General features: G+C 50.7%; 27 protein-coding genes and 1 pseudogene. 3 read left to right on the forward strand and 25 right to left on the reverse strand.

All coding sequences use genetic code 11. The features are described 5' to 3' along the window. The first annotated feature begins 120 nt into the window (after positions 1-120). A complete protein-coding gene (locus NNN64_RS17190) occupies positions 121-1674 on the forward strand; it encodes an L-lactate permease (RefSeq protein ID WP_271442142.1) in 1554 nt (517 codons plus the stop codon). Positions 1675-2174: 500 nt separating this feature from the next. Here NNN64_RS17190 and pdxY read toward each other — a convergent pair whose 3' ends face one another. The 3 genes from pdxY to NNN64_RS17205 form a co-directional block, all read right to left on the reverse strand. Beyond that, complete coding sequence (pdxY, locus tag NNN64_RS17195; protein ID WP_271442143.1) at positions 2175-3032, reverse strand: pyridoxal kinase PdxY; 858 nt, start codon at positions 3030-3032, stop codon at positions 2175-2177. Positions 3033-3043: 11 nt separating this feature from the next. Further along, positions 3044-4309: an aromatic amino acid transporter gene (locus NNN64_RS17200; RefSeq protein WP_271442144.1), complete on the reverse strand. Its 1266-nt coding sequence runs from the start codon at positions 4307-4309 to the stop codon at positions 3044-3046. A gap of 188 nt (positions 4310-4497) precedes the next feature. Continuing rightward, positions 4498-5868, reverse strand: coding sequence for a tyrosine phenol-lyase (locus tag NNN64_RS17205; RefSeq protein WP_016155590.1), 1371 nt, complete (start codon positions 5866-5868; stop codon positions 4498-4500). A 778-nt stretch (positions 5869-6646) separates the two neighbouring features. On the opposite strand from NNN64_RS17205, the gene symE reads away from it, so the two are divergent. Then, positions 6647-7009, forward strand: coding sequence for an endoribonuclease SymE (symE, locus tag NNN64_RS17210; RefSeq protein ID WP_271442145.1), 363 nt, complete (start codon positions 6647-6649; stop codon positions 7007-7009). Between the two features lie 45 nt (positions 7010-7054). Here the strand turns inward: symE and NNN64_RS17215 are convergent, their stop codons facing one another. Then, positions 7055-7690 carry an HNH endonuclease gene (locus tag NNN64_RS17215; RefSeq protein ID WP_271442146.1) on the reverse strand — a complete coding sequence of 212 codons (636 nt, stop codon included), beginning with the start codon at positions 7688-7690 and terminating at the stop codon, positions 7055-7057. 140 nt (positions 7691-7830) lie between these two features. Here NNN64_RS17215 and NNN64_RS17220 point away from each other — a divergent pair, with 140 nt between their 5' ends. After that, positions 7831-8703: a phosphorothioated DNA-binding restriction endonuclease gene (locus NNN64_RS17220; RefSeq protein ID WP_271442147.1), complete on the forward strand. Its 873-nt coding sequence runs from the start codon at positions 7831-7833 to the stop codon at positions 8701-8703. A 128-nt stretch (positions 8704-8831) separates the two neighbouring features. Here the strand turns inward: NNN64_RS17220 and NNN64_RS17225 are convergent, their stop codons facing one another. From NNN64_RS17225 to NNN64_RS17325, 21 genes and pseudogenes are all read right to left on the reverse strand, one after another. Continuing rightward, positions 8832-9626, reverse strand: coding sequence for a helix-turn-helix transcriptional regulator (locus tag NNN64_RS17225; protein WP_271442148.1), 795 nt, complete (start codon positions 9624-9626; stop codon positions 8832-8834). Positions 9627-9741: 115 nt separating this feature from the next. Continuing rightward, positions 9742-10017, reverse strand: coding sequence for a type II toxin-antitoxin system RelE/ParE family toxin (locus tag NNN64_RS17230; protein WP_271442149.1), 276 nt, complete (start codon positions 10015-10017; stop codon positions 9742-9744). 3 nt (positions 10018-10020) lie between these two features. Beyond that, positions 10021-10269 (reverse strand): CopG family ribbon-helix-helix protein, encoded by a 249-nt coding sequence (locus tag NNN64_RS17235; RefSeq protein WP_271442150.1) that lies wholly within the window; start codon positions 10267-10269, stop codon positions 10021-10023. Between the two features lie 76 nt (positions 10270-10345). Next, a complete protein-coding gene (locus NNN64_RS17240; RefSeq protein ID WP_271442151.1) occupies positions 10346-11179 on the reverse strand; it encodes a DUF4942 domain-containing protein in 834 nt (277 codons plus the stop codon). A 154-nt stretch (positions 11180-11333) separates the two neighbouring features. Continuing rightward, the gene (locus tag NNN64_RS17245) at positions 11334-12059 is read right to left on the reverse strand and encodes a retron system putative HNH endonuclease (protein ID WP_271442152.1); all 726 of its coding nucleotides are present in this window, start codon (positions 12057-12059) and stop codon (positions 11334-11336) included. After that, on the reverse strand, positions 12056-12265 hold the full coding sequence (locus tag NNN64_RS17250) for a hypothetical protein (protein ID WP_271442153.1): 210 nt from the start codon (positions 12263-12265) through the stop codon (positions 12056-12058). The genes NNN64_RS17245 and NNN64_RS17250 overlap by 4 nt, the downstream gene beginning before the upstream one ends. After that, a pseudogene (locus NNN64_RS17255) lies at positions 12262-13453 on the reverse strand (AAA family ATPase). Before NNN64_RS17255 ends, NNN64_RS17250 begins: the two are co-directional and overlap by 4 nt. Before the next feature lie 93 nt (positions 13454-13546). Further along, on the reverse strand, positions 13547-13900 hold the full coding sequence (locus tag NNN64_RS17260; protein ID WP_271442154.1) for a TA system toxin CbtA family protein: 354 nt from the start codon (positions 13898-13900) through the stop codon (positions 13547-13549). 42 nt (positions 13901-13942) lie between these two features. Beyond that, on the reverse strand, positions 13943-14284 hold the full coding sequence (locus tag NNN64_RS17265; protein WP_271442155.1) for a type IV toxin-antitoxin system YeeU family antitoxin: 342 nt from the start codon (positions 14282-14284) through the stop codon (positions 13943-13945). 22 nt (positions 14285-14306) lie between these two features. Then, positions 14307-14528 carry a DUF987 domain-containing protein gene (locus NNN64_RS17270; RefSeq protein WP_271442156.1) on the reverse strand — a complete coding sequence of 74 codons (222 nt, stop codon included), beginning with the start codon at positions 14526-14528 and terminating at the stop codon, positions 14307-14309. A gap of 2 nt (positions 14529-14530) precedes the next feature. Next, complete coding sequence (radC, locus tag NNN64_RS17275; protein WP_271442157.1) at positions 14531-15034, reverse strand: RadC family protein; 504 nt, start codon at positions 15032-15034, stop codon at positions 14531-14533. 12 nt (positions 15035-15046) lie between these two features. Then, positions 15047-15493, reverse strand: coding sequence for an antirestriction protein (locus NNN64_RS17280; protein WP_271442158.1), 447 nt, complete (start codon positions 15491-15493; stop codon positions 15047-15049). A gap of 55 nt (positions 15494-15548) precedes the next feature. Continuing rightward, positions 15549-16370 carry a DUF932 domain-containing protein gene (locus NNN64_RS17285; protein ID WP_271442175.1) on the reverse strand — a complete coding sequence of 274 codons (822 nt, stop codon included), beginning with the start codon at positions 16368-16370 and terminating at the stop codon, positions 15549-15551. A 126-nt stretch (positions 16371-16496) separates the two neighbouring features. Further along, entirely contained in the window at positions 16497-16706 is a 210-nt protein-coding gene (locus NNN64_RS17290; protein ID WP_271442159.1) for a hypothetical protein, read from the reverse strand. Further along, complete coding sequence (locus tag NNN64_RS17295) at positions 16703-16936, reverse strand: DUF905 domain-containing protein (RefSeq protein ID WP_271442160.1); 234 nt, start codon at positions 16934-16936, stop codon at positions 16703-16705. Before NNN64_RS17295 ends, NNN64_RS17290 begins: the two co-directional genes overlap by 4 nt. 73 nt (positions 16937-17009) lie before the next feature. Continuing rightward, entirely contained in the window at positions 17010-17891 is an 882-nt protein-coding gene (locus NNN64_RS17300) for an Ivy family c-type lysozyme inhibitor (RefSeq protein WP_271442161.1), read from the reverse strand. 92 nt (positions 17892-17983) lie between these two features. Beyond that, positions 17984-18187 carry a transposase gene (locus tag NNN64_RS17305; RefSeq protein ID WP_271442162.1) on the reverse strand — a complete coding sequence of 68 codons (204 nt, stop codon included), beginning with the start codon at positions 18185-18187 and terminating at the stop codon, positions 17984-17986. 16 nt (positions 18188-18203) lie between these two features. After that, positions 18204-18350 (reverse strand): hypothetical protein, encoded by a 147-nt coding sequence (locus tag NNN64_RS17310; protein ID WP_023892166.1) that lies wholly within the window; start codon positions 18348-18350, stop codon positions 18204-18206. 72 nt (positions 18351-18422) lie between these two features. Continuing rightward, on the reverse strand, positions 18423-19136 hold the full coding sequence (locus NNN64_RS17315; protein ID WP_271442163.1) for a helix-turn-helix transcriptional regulator: 714 nt from the start codon (positions 19134-19136) through the stop codon (positions 18423-18425). A gap of 352 nt (positions 19137-19488) precedes the next feature. After that, positions 19489-19794: a hypothetical protein gene (locus NNN64_RS17320; protein WP_271442164.1), complete on the reverse strand. Its 306-nt coding sequence runs from the start codon at positions 19792-19794 to the stop codon at positions 19489-19491. A 192-nt stretch (positions 19795-19986) separates the two neighbouring features. Then, a complete protein-coding gene (locus NNN64_RS17325) occupies positions 19987-20904 on the reverse strand; it encodes a hypothetical protein (protein ID WP_271442165.1) in 918 nt (305 codons plus the stop codon). Between the last annotated feature and the right edge of the window lie 479 nt (positions 20905-21383).

Below are 21383 nucleotides of genomic sequence, written 5' to 3' on the forward strand. Positions count from 1 at the left end.
CTATTAATCATAATTACTTTATTCACTGAAGCGATTCAGTTTACATATTTTATTTATGCGTCAATGTAGCCTTTCCACCATAAATATAAATCAGGTTTAATAAACCAATCAGGAATAGCAATGAACGAATATTTTATGTTTGCCCTGGCACTCTCTCCGTTACTACTGATGGTATTTTTAATATTGAAATTGAAAATGCCCATCCATTATTCCGTGTTGATCTCTTTAGTATTCACCGCCGCGCTATCAGCGATATTCTGGGCGATGCCGGTACAGAATCTGCAAGCCGCAATAGGCTATGGCGCACTGAAGGGATTATGGCCGATTGTGATTGTGATCCTCGGCGCTATCTTTAGTTATAACGTCATGCAGGCAACCAAAGCGCTGGATATTCTGCGCGATATTCTCGCCAGCATTAGCGAAGATAAGCGTATTCAAGTGCTGCTGATTTCATGGTGTTTTGGTGGATTCCTGGAAGCCGCGGCGGGCTATGGCACGGCGGTCGCCATTCCGATCGGCATCCTCATTGCGCTGGGATTCAACCCGCTGAAGGCGGCGATTGCTTCTCTGGTAGCAAATACCGTTCCCACCGCATTTGGCGCGGTCGGGATCCCGGTTTCTATTCTGGCAGAACAGGTTAATTTGCCGGTTTATACCTTAGGCGGAACCATTATTTTGCAGCTCGCGCTGTTTAATATCCTGCTGCCGTTTGTGATTGTCTGCATTATTGGCGGCGGCCTGAGAGCCATTCGCGGCGTATTTCTGATCACGTTGATTTGCGGCATCACCACGCTGGTTCCGCAATATTTTGTCGCCATCCATCTTGGCGCGGAATTACCCGCCTTTGCCGGTAGCCTGGTCAGCCTGTTTGCCGTGGCGATGGTCAGTCGCCTGCGCAAAGGGAAAACCGATCCCGAGTGGCGCATTGAGGTCAGCCATACCCGCGAAACCACGCCGCGCTCGGCAAAAGTGTTGTTCCGGGTTGGCTCTATTTATCTGTTTATTTTTGTGTTTATCCTGCTGTGTTCGCCGCTGTTCCCGACAATAAAAGGCGCAGCGTCCCAACTGGCTTCGGTGCTGCATTTCACGCTCGCTGACGGCAAAACGATGGCGCTGAAAGTGGAATGGGTGACCACGCCGGGGATGCTGATCATCTTTGCGACCATTATCGGCGGTTTTATTCAGGGAGCGTCCGCACGTGGGATGCTGGAAGTATTTATCAAAACGATTTTCCAGCTTAAAAACTCTATCGTCGCCATTATGGCGATCGTCGCGCTGGCCACGGTGATGGATCTCAGCGGGATTATCTCCACGCTGGCCCAGTCGATTGTCGATCTGACCGGCAGCTCGTACGTATTCCTCGCCCCGGTAATTGGCGCGCTGGGCACGTTCGTTACCGGCAGCGATACCAACTCGAACATTCTGTTCGGCAAGCTGCAAACCATTGCCGCCAGCAAGTTACATATCGATCCTAACTGGCTGGCGGCGGCCAATACCTCTGGCGCTACGGGGGGGAAAATGATTTCGCCGCAAAGCATCGCCATCGCGGTTTCTGCCACCAAAATGGACGGTCAGGCCAACCAGATTATGTCTGGCACCATGAAATACTGCTGCGCCTACATTGTGATCCTCGGCCTGAAAGTCGGTCTGTTTTATTACTGGTTTATGGCGTAAACCATTGTCAACCCCGTCAAATTCGCGGCAATCGTATTTGACGACACAGTGACCAAAAAGGTTTACACCGCCCCGGGAACGGAACGAGGCAACAGACTTTACGATTTGTCGGCGCTGACTAAAATAGCGCCGATGTTTCAAATCGAGGATTATTGTTATGTTGTTCTGGAAAAAGATGGTGAAGAAGTTCGACGCCTTTTCCGCGTTGATTCCACCACGCTACTTCCGCGTGTAATACCTGGCACTTATGCCTGATGGCGCTTCGCTTATCAGGCCTACGTTTCACACTTATTTGTAGGCCTGCGTTTCACGCTCATTTGTAGGCCGGATAAGGCGCGAGCCGCATCCGGCAGCGACAGCGGCGTAACATGCTCACCCCTTTCTCTTACGCAGTCCGCACGCTTTTAACATCACAACCCAAATACGCAGCCACGCAAAACGGTAGACCAACGGATGCTGAAGCCTCAGCAATGTCAGAAACACAGAGCCCCCTTGCGGCGTCAGATCACCGTTGCCTGATAGCGAACCTGTGGATCCATAATCTGATGACGCGCGTCTATCAGCCGCAGTTCATACGAGTCGCGCTCTTTCGTCAGCCGCATGACTGCATCGACAACACTTGTCGTTCGCTCCAGCGCCTGTTTATCCTCAAAGCCATTCAGCAACGAAGCCAACATCACACTGCAAATCAGATCCCCAACACCCACCGGCATTTTGGCAAAGGTATACAGCGGCCGGGCAATGTGTAACGTCTGTTCCGGTGTCACCAGCAGCATTTCAAACGCCTGCTTATCACGCGAGCAGTCGCCGAGATGTTTCACCAGCACCTTCTTCACGCCCCACGCCACCAGTTGCTGCGCCGCTTCCACTACTTCGTCAAAACTACGCAGTTGTCTGCCCGTCAGCACACCCAGTTCATAGAGATTTGGTCCCATTATGTCGGCCAGTTGAATGGCGTCATCGACAAAAAAGGCCTCCACACCCTGCGCGACAATGCAGCCTTTTTGCGGATCACCCATCACCGGATCGCAAAAGTAGAGCGCCTGTGGGTTACGCTGACGAATGGTGGTAACCGCGTGCTTTACCTCTTCGCAGTGACGTTTATCACCGAGATAACCCGACAACACGGCATCGCACTGGGCGAGCTTTTGCAGATCGTCCAGCCCGCTGATGATCGCACTCAACTCACCGTGCGGCATCGCCATCCCCTGCCACATCCCGTACTGGGTATGGTTGGAAAACTGTACGGTGTAAAACGGCCAGACATCGATACCCGAGAGCTGCATCGGCAACACCGCGGCCTTATTCCCGGCATAGCCATAAACGACTGACGACTGAACAGACAACACGTTTTTCATTTTGACTCCGTCTAACGAAACGTTGGCAGCAGACCCAATACGTCAAGAACAACTGTCAGGTAGACAACCGCTCCGCAGATAATCACCAGGTTGAGCACGGTGTTGTTGCAGGGCGCTGTATACGTGGCAGTCGGAAAACGCTTCCGCGCGGCTTTCACCAGGAACGGCGGCAGGATCACGCTCCAGATAGTAAAGGCCAGACCGGCATAGCCGATTGCGTGCACAAAACCGTTCGGGAAGAAGAAGCACACGGCGGCTGGCGGGAAGTAGGTCACCAGCGCAGTTTTCAGGCGGCCCACGCCGTTATCCGGGAAATGAAACAGGTCGGCGATGTAATCGAACAGACCGAGGGTTGCCGCCAGCAGGGAACTGGCCACCGCGAAGTTGCCGAAGAAGGTCAGGATCAGGTCCATATAGCGGCTGGTGAACAGTTCACTGATCGCCTCGACAAACACGTCAATATTGCCGCCTTTGGCGATAATCGGCGGGAACGAGGAACGGCTGATGTTGCCCATCGTGACGCCCAGCCAGAAGATATACAGCAGCAGGGCAAACAGCGTGCCGATGATAATCGAACGCGTAATATGTGAGACACCGCCCTTGCCATACAGTTTGACCAGGCTCGGCACGTTACCGTGAAAACCAAACGAGATAATGCAGAACGGCAGCGTCATCAGGATATACGGCAAGTACTGTGAGTTGGGCATCGCCACCGCCACGCTGTCGACAAGTTTCGCCACCTCAATATGACCCACCAGCCCGGAGAAAGTGGCAAAGAACGCGATAAACTTACCGATAATCAACACGGTAGTGATGCGCCCAACCAGCAGTGAGCTGTACCAGGCAATCGCCCCGACCAGCATACTGACGATCACCACCGAGATATTCGCCGGAAAGCGCACACCGCTGTATTTGAACACGGTTTGCGCCATCACCGCTGACGAACCAGAAATATAAGCATAGGTCAGAATATACAGCACAAAGCCGAAAGCGATACCGACCACGATATTCCACTTTCGGCCTAATAAATCCTGGGTAAAGGTATTAAAACTGGCACCAGCGCCATAATGCAGGTTAACTTCGACCAGCATCAGACCGGTTAATAACATCATGATGGCAATAAAAAGAAGAATAACAGCGGCGCCGGGAAACCATACGCCGGCCATCGCAATCGGCAGGGAAAACATCCCGCCACCCACAACGGTTGCAATAACCAACATGGTTCCGCTAATCAGTCCGGGGGTACTACTCTGTCGCTCAATGGCATTAATATCCATGATAAATGTTCCTGTAGACTATTCGTTATAATTACAGCTGTCATTTGTACATCATGCGGATAATAAAAATGTCGGAATCAGGGTTTGCTTCTTTTAGTTATGTCACGGTAACGGGCACCGCAAAGGCTTCCTGTTCATGGAAAAAGAAAACAAAAAAGCCCCATCAGTGATGGGGCCATAAAAATAATTTAGATATAATCAAAGCGTGCAGTAAAGAAGCGTAGCTGCTTCGGCTCGTAAATAAACTTCAGCCCGCGAATATCTTCTTTATGCTGGTAAAGTTTAATGATGCCGTCAGCCACCACATCCATATGCGCGTAGGTATAAACGCGGCGTGGAATAGTCAGACGCACGGTTTCCAGTTTCGGTCTGTGATGTTCGCCGGTCACATTATTACGACCCGCAGAGATAATTCCGCGCTCCATACTGCGTACGCCAGTTTCCACATAGATGCTGGCAGCCAGGCTTTGCGCAGGGAACTCGTCCTGCGTCAGATGCTCACAGAAGCGACGCGCATCGAGGAATACCGCGTGACCGCCAACCGGTTCAACAATCGGTACGCCTGCGGCTTTCAGTTTGTCGCCCAGATAGCGAACCTGCTTCACACGGTGCTCAATATATTCGTACTGCATAGCTTCGCGTAGGCCAATCGCCATGGCTTCCATGTCACGTCCTGCCAGGCCGCCGTAAGATGGCATCCCTTCGTAGACCACGACTAACTCTTTGGCAGAAGAGAACATTTCGTCATCGTTCATGCACAGGAAACCGCCGATGTTCACCAGACAGTCTTTTTTACCACTCATGGTACAACCGTCGGCATAGCTGAACATCTCATGGACGATCTCTGCGATGCTCTTGTTCTCAAAGCCCTGCTCTTGCTCTTTGATGAAGTAGGCGTTTTCCACGCAGCGGGTAGCATCGTAGAACACTTTAATGCCGTGTGCTGCCGTCAGTTCACGCACCGCGCGCATGTTCGCCATCGAGACCGGCTGTCCGCCCGCGAGGTTCACCGTCACCGCCAGGCAGATATAGGCAATATTCTCAGCGCCTTTTTCATCAATCAGCTTTTGTAATTTTTTAAGATCGATATCACCTTTAAACGCAATATTCAGACCGGCATCGTGCGCTTCGTCACGAACGATATCGACAAATACCGCACCATTTTTTTCCTGATGATAACGGGTGGTGGTGAAATACATATTCCCGGCAACATATTGCCCTGGTTTAATTGCCAGCTGCGATAACAGGTTTTCTGCACCGCGGCCCTGGTGAGTCGGAACAATATGTTTAAAGCCAAACAGTTCCTGTACGGTTCTTTCCAGATGATAGAAGTTTTCGCTGCCCGCGTAGGCTTCATCACCCATCATCATTCCGGCCCACTGCTTATCGCTCATCGCGTTGGTGCCACTGTCGGTCAGCAGGTCAATATAAATATCTTTCGAGTTTAACAGGAAAGTATTGTAACCCGCTTCCTGCATTTTCTTAAGGCGCTCATCACGCGGGATCATAGATACAGTTTCAACGCTTTTAATACGGAAGGGTTCTGCCGGATAATTCATTTTGTTTCTCCAGTAACAGTGGTCATGTACGTATTAATGTGAAGTAAAGCATATCGGGTTCATCAGTAAGCCTTGATGAAATATAACTATTCACCTCCTGAACCAGGGGGAGAAATAATGTGCAGGCACTATGCAAGATTTGATTGATTATGGAAATAGCACGGTCAACATTAATCATTGGCAATAATTTAAAAAGCTGTAAATGTGAGTGATGCAAATCACATGGCTTTTTTTTACCCGTTCATATTCAACAACTTTTTTTTTGCGTTTTGATTTGCTCTTCACCGTTGCATGTCACTGGAGAGGGGAAATACTGAAAACTTAACTTTCCAGGCTGTGCTCATAATGTATTGCTCAATGAGTACACCCCAATTTGTGAGAGTCGGATCACTTCGCGGGTTTATATTTGTGATTCACATCACTAAAAGTGTAAAGCAAAGTGTACAAAACATGCTTGTTTCAGAGTTTGCTATTTGCTTCAGTGAGTTAGATCGCATTTTTGGTCTGATGCCAACCGGTGTTGTTTTCTGGAGCGTAGCGATATTGAGGCGTGCAACAGGGAATGAATTTATACGGTGAATAATACCGGATTTATTGGGATGAAGGAGTTTTCTATTTATTCCGAAAGCGTGCTATTCGCGCTTATTTCATTGTATTTACATCTGGACTTCCCCCAGTTCACTGGGGTTATTTACAGGGGTTTTATTAGTGCGATGCGAAGGTGCACCAACACCTGCGCATCGCTAATCGCAGTAACTATTATCGGAGAATAGCCACCATGACTGATACGCATTGTATTGCAGTTTCGTTTGATCCAGAAGTGCACGCCGCAGATAACCGCCGCCTGAAGGTGGGTTATGCGAGTCGTTATCCTGATTACAGCCATATTCCGGTGAAGTGCGTCCAGTTTCCGTCCATCGTGATGAAGGGGCAGTGGTTGAAAGCCGCCGGATTCGACACCGGCACCCGCGTTGATGTGTGCGTAATGCAAGGCTGCATCGTGCTCACCGCCCAAAAGCCCCAGCCCGAAGAGTCAGAACTGATGCAATCCCTGCGCAAAGTAGAAAAGCTCTCCGCGCGCAAGCAAAAGCAGGTGCTGGAGTTTATAGAGGTGATTACGGGGAAAGCATTGAAGGGGTGAGAGTGTGATTGTCATTGAGGCGCCTGCGGGCGCCTTTATTAGCGTTTAGCACAGTATATTTTTCAGTTCTTCTGGGGTATACGGCGGCATGCGCCGGTGCAGCATAGCATGACAATTTGGACACACAGGGATCAGGTCATTGATGGGATCAAGGCGGTAGTCTTCTTTTATTACCGATAGAGAGACCAGGTGATGAACATGGATAAATCTTTCGGCAATCTTACCGTATACCTTTGACATATCGATGCCACATACTTTGCACTGATAGCCGTGGTGGCGAAGCGCTGCCTGTCGGGCATTGCGGTCGCGCTCATAGCGATTCACAGTCACCTGAGTTGCTGCCCCTTCTATATATTCAGTTTGCGCCTCGAGCTCTTCAGGGAAGAGCGTGTCGCTCACCGCCGCAGCACGATTTTTATCCTGAACAATGTGAAAACCTTGCTCAATCAATAATCTGACGCATTTCGAACTGATACCGCCGGAGAAATCCTGAGGGGTAAACGCTTTGCCCGTCAAAAGCGTCGCCGCAATTCCGGCAATAGCTTTTGACGGATAGCGACGCCCCTGAAATTCCAGCTCATAAAGCCGTGCCTCTTTGAAACGATGCGAGAAGCCCGAGTCATAGGCGTGAATGGCCTTGATGATGTACTCGCGCGGCAGCGTGTCGGGTAGTTCATTCATGGGTCAAGTTCCTTTAACCAAAGGCTTTCTGAAATAACGGCAAGTGATAAAGTGACGTCGATAGTGTATCGGCCTCACTCCTCTTGATCCGGTGATATTTTGCGAGCATCATCGCAATTATTTACCTGATAATGAAATCAATGAGTTCCAGTAAAACCCTGCAACAGGCAATTGCCGACATCACCATCTGGCGTAAAGGCGAGCAGCGTGCGCCACACAAGCCTCTGCTGCTGCTTCATGTACTGGCGGGTTATCAGCAGGGTCACAGTCGCCTGTTTGACTACGGTACGGAAGTTCGCGACCCGTTGCATAGCCTGCTGGAGCGATTTGGGCCACAGCGCGCACAGTACCGCCCGGATATGCCCTTCTGGCGCTTACAGGGAGATGGGTTCTGGGAGCTACAAAACGCGGAGCATTGTTCAACGTCCGGCAGCAGCAAACAGCCCCCTGCCGGAGAACTGGTGACGCATAACGTTGCCGGAGGCTTTGATGAACAACATTTTGCCCTGCTGAAAAAGAGCAACAACCTCATTAACGCCCTGGCCCAGCAAATCCTCGAGGCGCACTTCACCGAAAGCATTCAGGAAGAGATCGCGGATGAATTGGGATTTGATATCCTGCAAATCCGCAAACAGCGGGACCCATTGTTCCGCCAGCAGGTTCTGCGTGCCTATAACTATGAATGCGCCATTTGTGGCTTCAATATGCGCCACGACAGCACCTCTGTCGCCCTGGAAGCCGCCCATATCAAATGGAAACAGCACGGCGGCCCGTGCGAGATTTCAAACGGCCTGGCGCTGTGCGCAATCCACCATAAAGCCTTTGATAAAGGTTCGATTGGGCTGGATGAGAGTATGCGAATTCAGGTGTCGCCCGCCGTGAATGGCAGCGGTATGGTGGGCAAACTATTCTGGGATTTTTCCGGGAAGAAGATTGCTCTACCGATGATACGCGAGAATTATCCAAAAGAAGGGTTTGTGGAGTGGCACAGGAAAGAGGTGTTTAGAGGGTGAGTGCGAAGGCCGCACCGCGATTTTCAGCATAACAACATGAAATCAATGGATTTATAAAAATACGCAGTTGCTTTGTATACTCACATGTATACTCAGCACCATTTCTTAAGAAATCAATTCATTTAATACTACTCATCATCGTCTTCTACTGGTTCCAACACGTCAAGCGCAACTCGCACCATCGCGATAGAACCAATACGGATAAAAGCATCCTCCCCATCCTCATCAGTTATCATGTAGCGATCTGTTGTCTCAGGCTCACAATCCAGTATTTCAAAGAACGCGTTCAACTGACCGATATCACCCGCCTCCTCATTTTGTGGCGCATCAGACTCAACACTCAACGGAATCACTGGCCCACCGTTTACCAGAGTGATATGAACATTGAAATAATCGTCCTCGTAGTCATCCTCTTCGTCAACGATTGTTGGTAAACCATCAGCCAGAAACTGATGAAATACCACTTCACGTATGTTTAAAGCGTAGCGATGCTGCTCGGAATTAAAAACAAAGAAACGTTCTATATTAGGGGCGGTCTGTTCCTGAAAATAATAATAGAATCGCCGCTTATCCGCAGAAGATATAGGCAATAGCAGATAATCCTGCTGCCCCTGTAGCCAAAGTTTTACGGTCCAGAGATTGCAGTCCATTTCGATGCCACTGGTCGCGATATTTTCCAGTTCCTCATCGCTACAACTATACTGACTGCGCACTTTTTTCAGTGTGTTTTCGCCACCAGGAAAGACGGCATTTAGCGGTTTATCCAGCGCTGAACATATTGCCTGCGCAAGCCCCAGTCGGGCTGCAACCTTTCCACTTTCGATACGCTGAATTTGCTGCTGACTGGTGCCAACCATAAATGCCAGTTCGCGTTGGGTGATAGATAGCTGGGTACGAAGCTGTTTGATGTTATTCTGTAACATGGCATCCATCCTTCAGAAGGAGGCAGAAAGTGCCATTAAAACACATAAATGAGTAAAGACACAAAATTGTGTTTTTACTCAGTAACCAGCGCTCGTGAACGAAAAGAAAATCTCTTCAGCGTTCTTCTTTTGTATGCCAGAGATCCACGATATAGATATCATTGTCACGAAGTTCGCAGTGAACCTCGTAATCATCAAATAACACTTTTCGGACTTCCCGAGGTTCATACCGAGGCTGCTGTACGCCAATTGCCGGATGCGCAGCAAGGCCAGCGCACCCAGTAATCAGGCGATCCAAAACGTCATCGGCGTGCTGGCGGCTATACTGAAGGGCAAAACGGTAGATGCGTTCCAGGTCATCCTGAGTTTTACGCGTCCAGTAAATTTTCATCTATCAGGCTTTCTTTAAACGGTTAGCGAAATCCACCATGTCCGAATGACTCACCACACGACCGGCATCCACATCAGCAAGACCGGCCTGGATACTCTGATGACGCCGTTCTCTTTCGGCCAGCATATTGGTCAACGCTTCCTTAATAATCCAGCTCTTAGAACGATCTAACTCAATTGCCAGATTTTCAACAGCAGCAGCCAACTCCACTGGTATCTGTGCGCTGATGGTTTGTTTGGTAAGCGAACCCATAGGGATTATCTCCTTTAATAACATTTAATAACTCCTATTAAGATTAGCATAGAGATGCCTATAAAAACATCATGTCTCATTTTGCAGGCAACATCCCCGGAAAGTGCTTCGCCACGATGTCATTCATCTTCTCCACCAGATCCAAACGCTTGAACGTGATATGTCCGCTGCCTTTCTGGAAATAGCGAATAGAGAATAAATCATCCTCAAAGACCTGCTGATGCGGGTTGTCGCGCACAAAGTCCATAAACCGGATAGAGACATCATGCCGGTTGTCGGGAATGGTCTTCCCATCAAGCAGGTAGAGCATCCGCTCCAGATCGGCGAGCTGATCGCGCCGCCAGCCCCAGTTCAGGCTGTAGCCCCATCGGTCATGTTTCACCAGATTGTTAACGATGATCTTCTTGCCGAAGTAGCAAGGGTTATTGGTTTTGTAGTCCCACGACAACCCTTTGAACACATTGATAATGCCGCGTTCAAAAACATCCTGCTTGTTATGGTGCAACTGCTCAAAGGTACTCAGGATATTGGCTTCGCTGATGGCCGGAAGATCGCCCTCCTCCAGATCTTTCGCCCACTGACTACGGGCTTCAGCGTCCATCAGGGTTAACATCCCGGATTTCAGCATCAGATCGCGCCAGATGCTGCGATCGATATTGCGGGCGATAACTGGCAGAGCTTTGTCCGTTGCCTGCATCAACCAGCAGTCAAAAGCACGACCTTGTCGCATCGCCCAGTGCTCCGCTGTGTTGCCGCCAATACCGGATGTCAGTCGGGAAATCTCATCAAGCTGGTGGATCACGGCTTCAATCTGTTTCAGTGCAGCATTCCGCCCGGTGACGATCCGTTCAATATTTGTCGAGCAGATAAGTTCGTTATGATCGGTTAACACTTCAGCTTCTGTTTGCATAATTTTTCGTCCGTATAAAAGCAAACACGCCTGCCGGGAGTGGCAGGCGCATTATGCAGAGAAATAAAGGTGAATAAATCTTGAGGGAGTAAATCAGGAAGGCGACTCGCAATAAATAATACTGTCGCCCTGAATCAGGAATGGGATGGTGCTGTTACATCAATTCGGGAGCGTAATCCTGTAATACCTGTTCAGCTTCTTGCTGGAAAAACTGACGTGTAATGCAGAAGAATTCATGTAGTTTATGATCTGGCGAAGGGACCAGATCAAGCTGAAGTAATTGGTGCAGATCCCAGCCTTTCTCAATATGTTCATCAAAAAGCTGTTCCAACTCTTCCCAATGATTACGGCGTTCCGTTTGAAGGAATCCGCTGTTCAGGTTCAATAGATCAATGGTGTATTGCGCGTTCTCCGTCTCTTGTGCATTTAGCTCATCAGCAGGAACGATCCGACCATCAGAAAGGTAAGCAAAATAACGGGGACAGTCAGGTAGGTGGCAATGAATAAACTTTGCCATATCCACAGATTTATTCTTTCCCTGTGCATGACCACCGAACGCGTTGATGCCAAGCTGGGGCAAGCCATTCTCAGAGTCTAACGCGCTGGCTGCGAGATTTTGATAATCGAAGGTTCGCACTGGCTGCTGGCTTTTATTTTCGACGTGTTCAATGTGATAGCCGAGGCCACGCAAATCAGCACGGATTTCGCTGTAACAGCAAAGGTGATATTGCTCATTGAGAAGCAGAGTCATTAAGGCTGCTTTATTCTCACGACCAAAGCGATGCCAGCGACGGGTCGATTGATCCGAATCTTGTGGTGGATTTTCATTTGCAGTGAGTAAGGCATCTGTCCCCCGGCGAGTTTTGATCACATGCCTCATTGTGCCTTCCCTTTCAGCAGGTTCTGCCGGGCAATGCTGCGCTGTAAGCGTTGGAGTTGCGGATGTTGATCACCCAGCGCCACCTGCAATGCAGCCATCAGTTGCTGTGCTTCTGGCTCGTTGAACTTCCCTTGATCCACCCATGCCGTCAGCTTTTGCAGATCGGCCTTCTCCTTAACCGGAGGTTGCGGATCGACGCCCATCACGCTGTGCAGTACATCGTTACTTGGCTCGCCGTAGGTCGCCCCGAGCGGCGTCAACGCTTTCCCGTTGCCATTCTCATCCTGCTCAAGCAGGCGAATGGATTCGCGTTTTACCGTACTGAGCACCTGCGGGCTATGGGTCGTAACAATAAACTGGATCTGCGGAAATGCGCTGCGCAAAGACTGGATAATTTGCTGCTGCCAGGCTGGATGCAGGAACATATCAACTTCATCGATCAGCACAATTCCCTGGGTTTTTAAGGCGGCTTCATTGCGTAAATGCGGGTTGAGTTTGACACAGCGAAACGCGATATCTGCTACCATCGCAACGGCATTACGCAGGCCATCGCTAAGCTGGGCTAAGGGAATCTTGCCGTGCTGCGGATGGTTCATCACCAGTTGCTGGTTATGGCTGGAGCTGTATTCCAGATCGTGCCAGCCAGTCACTTCCTGCGTCAGACAGTTAATGGCTTGCTGGATAGCTTGAATGGCTTCTTTCATCCGCTGAACACGAACACCTTCTTTTAACTTTGCTGAAGGTGATTCAAGTTGTGTGATTTGATGTTCACGGTAGCTAAGCCATAGCCAGCTATACCACTGCTCAAACTGTTTATAGTTTGATGTGGCCGAGAGGCAATCGTCATAACCAGACAAACGTGAAAAGGCGCTGTTATCCAGACGCTGTTCAGTAGACTGTGCCTCATAACGTTCCTGATACCACAAGCGAGCAGTCCCCAGATAAAGCATTAAGGGAAGTTCAACCTGCTGAAAACTATGCTCTTCACGCACCAGCGTCTGAAGTTGCTCACCCCAGCGGGTAAGCTGCGCCGCCGTCTTATCTTCATGCGGCGGCTGTTCTCCTCGCTTGTCGAGCATCCAGGTTGCCGTCTTTCCGCTTTCCCATTCTCCGGTAGCTGTAATCATGGCTGGAGACGACATTTCCATATTCAGCGCTTCGGGGCGGAAAACCAGACGTACATCTTCGGTACGGATCGCTAGTGATTTATCTTTTACGTAGAGGCTGGCATCAAAACCACGAATAAAGGGGAACAGCGCCAGGCGCACCGCATCCAGCACTGTCGTCTTGCCCGCGCCGTTCGGTGCAACCAGAATCGTAATGTGCTCATCAAAAGTAATATCGAGCTGTCTAAAGCAACGAAAGTTAAGCAGTGAAAGTTTGTCGATTCTCATTACACCAGCCTCGCCTGTTTTTATGTTTTAGTATAATAACATTTATTGCCCGCTTTAAACGGGCACGGGTTACGTCATTTATCATGTTTTGAATCAACCATCTGGCTGGTTACATTTGCGTTTTTTGCACTGATTTAGCAAGCCAGTGGCCTGTCGCGCCCGCAGAATATCGACAGCCCGGAGATAGGGTGATGGTTCCTGCCAGCTAATTCCCTTGCGATCGATACGAACGAGCTCATACTTTTCCACCAGAAAGTTAACGGCGCTCGCCAGTGTGATACCGGCGTCAATGTGTTCCTGAATCACCTTCTCTTCGCTAAACGGCGTGTCGTTGAGCGTGAGGCCATAATGCTTAGCCAGCAAATGGGTCAGCATTTTCTGCCAGATTTCAACAGGCGACGGCTGTGACGGGGTCGCCCGGTGTGGGGGGTTGTATTGGGTTTGCATAATGGAATTCCGTTGGTAAACAGATATTGAGGGGGATGCCGGTCAGCTTTTAACGATGGTTGGGTAAAGCGAAAGATAAACGTAGCCGAATGATCCGCACGTATCGGCTTCACAGGTTATGCCACGGTGTTCAGTCGTAAAGCGTCTGGCCTCGCGCGGATTGAGTGCGCCAGAGCGCAAAGCTACTTCCATTCGTTTGATAAACTTCGGGAATACGGCATCCAGTATCTGTAGTTGCGCCGGGGTAAATTCACCGTAAATACCCGCCCGGTCAGCCAGATAGTGCAGGTGATTACCCTCCTGAACTAATCGAGCGCCAAATGACGGGAAGACGTCGTTCCGTAGTCCCCATACTGGCGTGGATGTAGTTTTATCTATTTCCATTTTTAGTTTTCCTTAAATAGGATTAATTCAGGGTCACGCAGCGCAGCAGTGCATACGGTCCGTGCCGATCCTGGCGGCGTTCGGCAAAGACAGCCAGTACGCCGGGAATATCCAGAACGTCCTGCCCGATATAGTGGTTCGCACCACCATGCCACTGGTATTTGCCCGTGCAGTAACGAAAGAGACGTGAGCCGGGATGCTGCTGATGTATCGCCATTGCAGCGGCTCTGGTGACGATTTTCATGATTACAACCAGCCTCTCTCAGCAAACGAAACAATTTCCCGGTGGCCGACAATGAAGTGATCGAGGGTCTGCACACCCACCAGTAACAATGTGTTTTGCACATTGGTCGTGATAAGCCGATCCGCCTTGCTGGGCTCTGGTGTACCGGAGGGGTGATTGTGCGCCAGGATCACCGCTGCGGCGTTATGGCGCAGGGCCGTCTTCACGATTTCACGGGGATGGACTTCAACGTGGCTGAGAGTGCCGGTGAACAGGGTTTCACAGGCCAGTAGCTGATGCTGGTTATCCAGGAACAGAACCATAAATTCCTCCCGCTCCAGTCCGGCCATTTTCAGGCGCAGCCAGTCGCGGGTTTCCTCTGCCGAGAGGAGCGACACACCAGGCTGGCGCAGGTGCTGTTCCAGTATCGACAGCGCCTGGCGGATGATGCGCCGTGCGCCTGGGGTCAGAGCGGAAGAAGGGACTTCATCGGGCTGGGCGGAAACCAGCGATAGTGCTGTGTTCATAAGGGAGTCTCCTCAGTCAATCAGCTGCATAATGCCGCTACATTCAGGATGGGCCAGCGCGTAATCGCGCAGGCGGTAGTAGTGTTCACTGATAGCCTGGCAACCGGTACGGCAGGCATGGTGACTCCAGGCCATCAGGCAGACGGCAATACCGGTGGCTTCAGTGCTGAGTTCGGCATCATTGCCGTTGTGTTCGTTAAACAGCGTGTAGCTCTCCAGCTCCGGCGGTGTCAGAAACGCGCCGCCATTCGACAGTATGTGAAAATCCCAGATGCCGCCCTGATAGTCGGTGCTCCAGAGGTCAAGCCAGGCAAATACCCGTGGCTCCAGAAATACCCACTGGCGGACGCGACCAAAGCGACGACCCCAGAAGGCGATTCGTTCTTCGTCGGGAACAAGGCTGGCCGTGATAGCGGTGCGGTCAGGTTGCGGCTGATGTGCGGGTGTGGTGTGTTGCATGATGAAATCTCGCTGTAAATGAATAAAGGGAAAAGGGATGCGGTGCTGCCGGATATCAGCTCAGCGCCTGCTGGAGTTCTTCGGCCATCACCCACAGGGCGCGATTGAGCCTGAGGTCGCCATCAATGCCTTTCACGGCGCGGGTGTGACTGCGTTTCCCCTGAGCTGAACGGCCCGACAGACCGCCTTTAATCAGCGATTCCTGGATGCGGTTGTAGACCGTCCACAGGTCGCCGGATTCGTCCTGCCAGCGGCGGGGTGCCAGAATCTGCGCTTCAGTCACCGGCTGGTGGTCCTCGCCAAAGCGGTAGGTCAGCGCGGCTCTGGCAAAGGCCTGCTGCGCCGTGGCCGGGAGTTGCAGCGACTGCATGGCCTCGCGTTTTTCCTCCACGCGGTCAAACACGCCGAGCACCTCGTAAGCCCCTTCGATGACCTTCTCCACCACGTCTCCCCGGTGCGGCACGCGGATTTCACCAAACGACTGACCGCAGACGAGCGAATTGGTACAGACGCTTCTGAAGTACCCCGGCAGCATCTGGTACGAACTGGAACCATCGTGGCTGTTGAGCAAAATAATCTCCGGCACCTGCATACCGGTAATCTGCCCGGTACGACGCAGTCGCAGCAGATGTTTGGTGTGTTCACGCTTGCCGGGGTCCCTGACTCTGGACTGGCAGGCAAAGAACGGCTGAAACCCTTCGCGTTGCAGGTTTTCCAGCAACGTGATGGTGGGGATGTAAGCGTATCGGTCACTGCGGGATTCGTGGCGGTCTTCACTGAACACGCTGGGGACCACCTGCATCAGTTCTTCATGGGTTAATGGACGGTCACGGCGTATCTGGTTTATCCGCCCGAAGCGGCTGGCTAATCGCATGATTTATTCCTCGGTAGTGGGGTAACGGTATAAAAAAGACCATGCTCCTGGCGGGAACATGGTCTGATGGTGTGGTTGTGGGCAGGTTATGCCCGCTGTGGCTGAAGGCTACATTTGCGCTTCCGTCAGCTAGTCACTGGCCTCCTCCAGTGCGCAGACTGCCGCATCCAGTGCAGCAATGGCCGTCTGCATCGCATCGCCGCGCTCGCCATTCTGTAAGCCTTCCGGCAGGTTATTAAAGGCATCCTCTTCCTCATCGAGCACAGCCTGCACATCGTCTTTCAGTTCAGTGACGTGTTGTGCCAGCAGAGTCAGGCGTTTGCGGCGTTCGTTGTTCACGCGAACGCCTTACGAATGCCGTAGTCGGCGATAAAGCGGTTCAGTCCCTGACCAGCTCCGGCAGCAAAATTCCAGTCCCGCCAGATAAGACTTCCGTCAGTATCACGAACGACCAGACGAAAGTGGGTCTGCTGATCATCTTCGATGGCGACATTCTGATAGCAGGCGGCAACCGCGCTGGCCTCAGCGCGGGTAAACGGCCCGTCGGGCAGGCGTAAAGATTGAGACATATCAGACTCCTTAAAAACAAAAAGGCCCCTGCTGCTGACGCAACAGAGGCCGGGGTGATGATGGCTGAAGGGGTTAGTGCTGGTTGTTTTGTTTCGTTTTCGACCCGGAAGGTCGGTTGCCACCGGAGAAGGATTTCTGTGCCGACCAGTAACCAATAGGGAACTGTTTCACCAGCGACCCGTTGATAAGAATATCGACTGACGAATACTGACCGTGGCTGATGCTGCCCTGCTGAATGTAGGCATCGGCGCTACAGGTGCCGGTGTCGTACCGGTGCCACGCCGCTGAACTCCGGTCGGCGACATAAAAGTCACCGAATGCGCAGCCAGTCGCCGAGCGACGGTTCAGCACCGCAACGTACCATTTTGAATTTCCCACAATCACACAGGTACTGTTCTGACCGCCACAGGCCTGCCAGAGCGTCGTGCCGTTATTGCTGAACGTCCAGATGGTATTGGCTGGTGGCGCATCCGCTGATGCAGGCGCGGAAGCGGGTGCAGCGGCAACCGGTGCTGTACCGGCCTCGCCGGGGCCAGTTGTTATTTCACCGTCTGTCAGGATACTGGCTTCTTCGTTATTGGGTTTACCGATCCAGACTCCCTGACCATCGAAATAGTACCCCAGTAACTGATGACTATCAGGTTGATACAGGAAGTTGAAATAGTGATAGCCGCAATTACCCGCCTCGCACACCATACTCTTCAGCCAGGTCTTGCCCTCAATCTGTACGGGTGACAACGGACCTTCCGGTCCGGCCAGTTTGCCCGAGGGACCAATCAGGTTTGTCATTCCCGCCGCACTTAAATTGCTCTCAATATCGTGGGTGTAGACCGGATCGGATTTATATAGATCGCTCGGATACGGGCAACTGTCATCCATGCAGGTCTGGGCATCCACGGCAGTCTTTGCCGCAGCCCATGCTCCGGCGCTGGCCGCCATCAGCGATGCGACCAATAACCCTTATGTGATCCTGTTTTTCATCTTCATTTCTGTCTATTTCCTTCAATAAAAACGGGGCCGTAAAAGGCCCCGGATAACGCAGACAATTATCTTTCACCGCGATCGCGCAGGATCTTGCGGACAAGCCGCCGTTCAATCTCGCCCACCTTTCGGCTATCCGCGATCTGCTCCAGCTGTGAGCTGCTTTTCCCTTCCAGTTGATCGTGCGTTTCCTTCATGTCCCGGACGGTGTTCAGTCCTTCTTTTGCTGCGCTGAGCGCGAGCTGACCCGCTCTATCCCAGAATCCCATGACAGTGCTCCCTGGCTCAGTAACCGTTATTTTTTCCCCACTCACAGCCGCAGTCGCGGCACATCCAGCCGTCACCCCACGGAATGATATCGTCCGATGAGCCGCAGTCCGGGCAGCGACGTCCGGCATGGCAGAGGCGAAGCGTGATTTTCTGGATTTTCATGATGTTCTCCTTTTCGTTCAGATAAACCGGCAGTGAACTCCATCCGGTCGTGTTGTGCTGAATCATCAGCGTTTATTTGTCGGCACCGTTCGGCAACGGGCCGGATTTAAAGGTGGCAAGCAGATCCCGGATAAACCGGTAATGGGGTAAGGCATTAATAAAGTTGGGGTGACGAGTAAGACGACAGAGCGCTTCGCTGCGTGTATAAGTGTCGGCCAGCACTGCCACATCCTGGATCTCGGCCAGCGGGAACACGGCAATGTCATTCCACAGCTCACCCGCCAGATACCAGTTGCGATCCAGACAGATAAGACGGTAAGGCGCGAGGCACTCACAGCGCTGCCCTTCCGCCAGCAGAGAGATACGGTTACGCCGGTTAATCGCAGTGACGAGATGGCTGAAAATCCCGGTAAATGAACCCGCAGTCAGTGCCACCGGGGGCCAGATACAGCAGGGGCTATGTTCAGTTTCATCCAGCAGCGCACCGGCCAGGCGAAGATCCAGCCCCGGAAACAGCGCTTTCATATCGCTTTGCCGGGCAAGCGTCAGCCCGTTCCTCTCGCGTTGCCTGATACTGTCGGCACTCGCCAGACGACAGTGACCCTCGCCATATTCCAGATCCAGCCCGGTCAGGCGCTCGCAGAGATCCCGGCGCAGGGTACGGACAGAAACACCAAACTCTTCTGCAAGATGGCGCATATTGAGATTTTCCCCTGCGAACAGGCGGCGAATAATTTGCGTCAGCCTGTCAGCAAGCCGTTCATGACGGCGTTCAGTCTGAGGCATAAAAGACTCTGTTTTAATGCCATGAGAAACATGTGGTTATGATAAAGAGGGGCGCGGACAGGGTATGGACACAGCGAAAAATATTTTTCCTGGTAGCCCGACACCTGTCACCACGGGCGCTGGTGGGCAAAATTGATGGTTTTTACATCACTTTCAGGAAGGGAAACGGACAGGGTGTGTCCCCATGATGCCCGAGAGTGATGGGGCAGCGATCCAGCGCTCCGTGACGAGCCAGAGTGAAAGCATGAAAATAAAGCCTGGCCCTGTCGCGGGAAGCGACAGGGCGACAGCAGGAAAAGCGAGGTTAAATAGCAAAACACGGAATGGTGGCTGGGCCAGAACCAATAGATGTTTAATCGTCGAATGTCAGCAGGCAGTCATAACAGAGATACTCATCAAGCACCTCACCATCCAGGCTTCCGCCAGCGGTTGCGCCCAGTGCAACGCCACTTCCCATCCCGACGAGAAAACCAATCACGCCTCCGGCGATCGTCCCGATGCCGGGGATAATGGAGCCTGCCGCAGCGCCGATTGCGGCCCCCTCAGCACCGCCTGATGCACCGGCAACGCCGCCCGCGATGGCACCAATCCCGCCACCGACTTTTCGGCCAATATTTCGCTTCTGCGTATTGGCTGAACCACAATGAGGACAAATCATATTTATCTCCTTAGACAGTGAAAAGAAAACCCGCCGGAAGGTGATTCGCAGCGGGTTATTGGGTGTTGTCACGGGGATAATATCTACCTGAATATTTTTTAAGTGTCAGTGATAATTTTGATAAGCAGGATGTCCGAATTGCAGATTAGCTAGCCGCAACCCAGATAATAATTTATGAACATTATATTAGAATTATTTCTCAGGACTATTTTCGCCCTGAGCTTTATAAGGTTTTATCTTCTGTACTCCGGCAATGATTATTTTCTCTGTTTTAAGTTTCTCAATATCATCTTTTGCATGAGCTCTTCTTTTCACTCCAAGAATGAATACATTGCCAGCAAAAATTGTAATGGATAACCAGTAAATATAGTTTAAAGGTACATGTGTTTTTTTGCCTTTGATGAGCCCAGGTAGTGAGCCGCTGCCAAATTCTGTTATCGGAATGGTTTTTATCGAATGATAGTCGAGATAAAAATGATCTTTTGAGTCGATATTTTTTGAGATATCAATTAATGTCACAGCATAACTGGCACTGTATCGCGAGTCACCACCGAACCGGTGTAGTTCAGTGGTATTTAACCTTACAGCCAAAACTTTTATATTTTTGTTGCTTTCAGTTTTATCGATATTTTTAGCCAGTAATGTGGCCTTCTCTGACTCTTTCACCACATACCATGATTTTACTCCGGCAGCATTTTCTTCATTTTTTTTCGATGTGTTTTTTGATTCACCATAATTATTATTGAAAAGATGAGAGCATTTCGTCTTTAATTCAATCTCCAGATTACCAACTTCATCTGCTTCGTTTCCCCCCAATACGCCATCAACATCGACTTTTAGCCATGTTTCGCCACAGTAAGGCATTTCTGGTATCTGGTTAACGTGCAGAGAGGAATGCCAGATATTCCCAACTTTTTGTGAAATAACCTTTTCGTCGGGTAGAGGTATTTCCTGATTTGAAGACTGCCCTTTCCTCTCAATAGCAAACTCAAGAAGATCACAGATAAGACTGGAGCGTGATTTATGCTTATGTCCAGCAGCATACTTATCCAACAATTCACGCGTTTCTCTTCGCATGCTCAATGAACATGTTTTGGTTTTTTCTACCATTTATCACTCCTTATCAATAGACATTGACTGAAGCAACACCATGCTAGGAATGCGTTGCTTCAGCACGACACGCCTTCAAGCACACCCCAGAAAACCTCCAAAATAAAACTTATTGAGATTTATTTAAAATCATTTAAAAACAACAAATTATACAATTATCAATATAGAATATTGATAATATCTCAAACCATAATACTGACATCGCTATCTGGCGCATGGGAAGGGGGCATCGGAAAACGAGCACTGCCCGCAATCAACATCCAGCCAGGCTATGAGCAGCCTCCTCCTGGTTCAGGATGAACAACACTCAGACTAAAAATTACGTTAAGCACGATTACTTTGAAGGCCCCTGTCCGATACCTTGGGGCTAACGCATAGACATTAATCATTGCACAATACACCCCAGCTAACTTCGGACTGAAAATAAGAGGAAATAGTATTCTTTAACTGCGGCGCAATAGGGTTTATCCATTTAACTC

This window comes from Citrobacter sp. Igbk 14 (assembly GCF_028069825.1).
In the GTDB taxonomy this organism is placed as follows: Bacteria; Pseudomonadota; Gammaproteobacteria; order Enterobacterales; family Enterobacteriaceae; genus Citrobacter.

Excerpts from the sequence above, each read along its gene's own strand:
- NNN64_RS17205 (WP_016155590.1), bottom strand. The coding sequence starts at position 5,868 with ATGAATTATCCGGCAGAACCCTTCCGTATTAAAAGCGTTGAAACTGTA.
- NNN64_RS17235 (WP_271442150.1), bottom strand. The coding sequence starts at position 10,269 with ATGGGTTCGCTTACCAAACAAACCATCAGCGCACAGATACCAGTGGAG.
- NNN64_RS17320 (WP_271442164.1), bottom strand. The coding sequence starts at position 19,794 with ATGATTTGTCCTCATTGTGGTTCAGCCAATACGCAGAAGCGAAATATT.
- NNN64_RS17215 (WP_271442146.1), bottom strand. The coding sequence starts at position 7,690 with ATGAATGAACTACCCGACACGCTGCCGCGCGAGTACATCATCAAGGCC.
- NNN64_RS17200 (WP_271442144.1), bottom strand. The coding sequence starts at position 4,309 with ATGGATATTAATGCCATTGAGCGACAGAGTAGTACCCCCGGACTGATT.
- NNN64_RS17325 (WP_271442165.1), bottom strand. The coding sequence starts at position 20,904 with ATGGTAGAAAAAACCAAAACATGTTCATTGAGCATGCGAAGAGAAACG.
- NNN64_RS17190 (WP_271442142.1), top strand. The coding sequence starts at position 121 with ATGAACGAATATTTTATGTTTGCCCTGGCACTCTCTCCGTTACTACTG.
- NNN64_RS17265 (WP_271442155.1), bottom strand. The coding sequence starts at position 14,284 with ATGGAAATAGATAAAACTACATCCACGCCAGTATGGGGACTACGGAAC.
- NNN64_RS17230 (WP_271442149.1), bottom strand. The coding sequence starts at position 10,017 with ATGAAAATTTACTGGACGCGTAAAACTCAGGATGACCTGGAACGCATC.
- NNN64_RS17315 (WP_271442163.1), bottom strand. The coding sequence starts at position 19,136 with ATGCCTCAGACTGAACGCCGTCATGAACGGCTTGCTGACAGGCTGACG.
- NNN64_RS17270 (WP_271442156.1), bottom strand. The coding sequence starts at position 14,528 with ATGAAAATCGTCACCAGAGCCGCTGCAATGGCGATACATCAGCAGCAT.
- NNN64_RS17260 (WP_271442154.1), bottom strand. The coding sequence starts at position 13,900 with ATGCAAACCCAATACAACCCCCCACACCGGGCGACCCCGTCACAGCCG.
- NNN64_RS17305 (WP_271442162.1), bottom strand. The coding sequence starts at position 18,187 with ATGGGATTCTGGGATAGAGCGGGTCAGCTCGCGCTCAGCGCAGCAAAA.
- symE (WP_271442145.1), top strand. The coding sequence starts at position 6,647 with ATGACTGATACGCATTGTATTGCAGTTTCGTTTGATCCAGAAGTGCAC.
- NNN64_RS17220 (WP_271442147.1), top strand. The coding sequence starts at position 7,831 with ATGAGTTCCAGTAAAACCCTGCAACAGGCAATTGCCGACATCACCATC.
- NNN64_RS17310 (WP_023892166.1), bottom strand. The coding sequence starts at position 18,350 with ATGAAAATCCAGAAAATCACGCTTCGCCTCTGCCATGCCGGACGTCGC.
- NNN64_RS17225 (WP_271442148.1), bottom strand. The coding sequence starts at position 9,626 with ATGTTACAGAATAACATCAAACAGCTTCGTACCCAGCTATCTATCACC.
- NNN64_RS17295 (WP_271442160.1), bottom strand. The coding sequence starts at position 16,936 with ATGTCTCAATCTTTACGCCTGCCCGACGGGCCGTTTACCCGCGCTGAG.
- radC (WP_271442157.1), bottom strand. The coding sequence starts at position 15,034 with ATGAACACAGCACTATCGCTGGTTTCCGCCCAGCCCGATGAAGTCCCT.
- NNN64_RS17240 (WP_271442151.1), bottom strand. The coding sequence starts at position 11,179 with ATGCAAACAGAAGCTGAAGTGTTAACCGATCATAACGAACTTATCTGC.
- NNN64_RS17280 (WP_271442158.1), bottom strand. The coding sequence starts at position 15,493 with ATGCAACACACCACACCCGCACATCAGCCGCAACCTGACCGCACCGCT.
- pdxY (WP_271442143.1), bottom strand. The coding sequence starts at position 3,032 with ATGAAAAACGTGTTGTCTGTTCAGTCGTCAGTCGTTTATGGCTATGCC.
- NNN64_RS17245 (WP_271442152.1), bottom strand. The coding sequence starts at position 12,059 with ATGAGGCATGTGATCAAAACTCGCCGGGGGACAGATGCCTTACTCACT.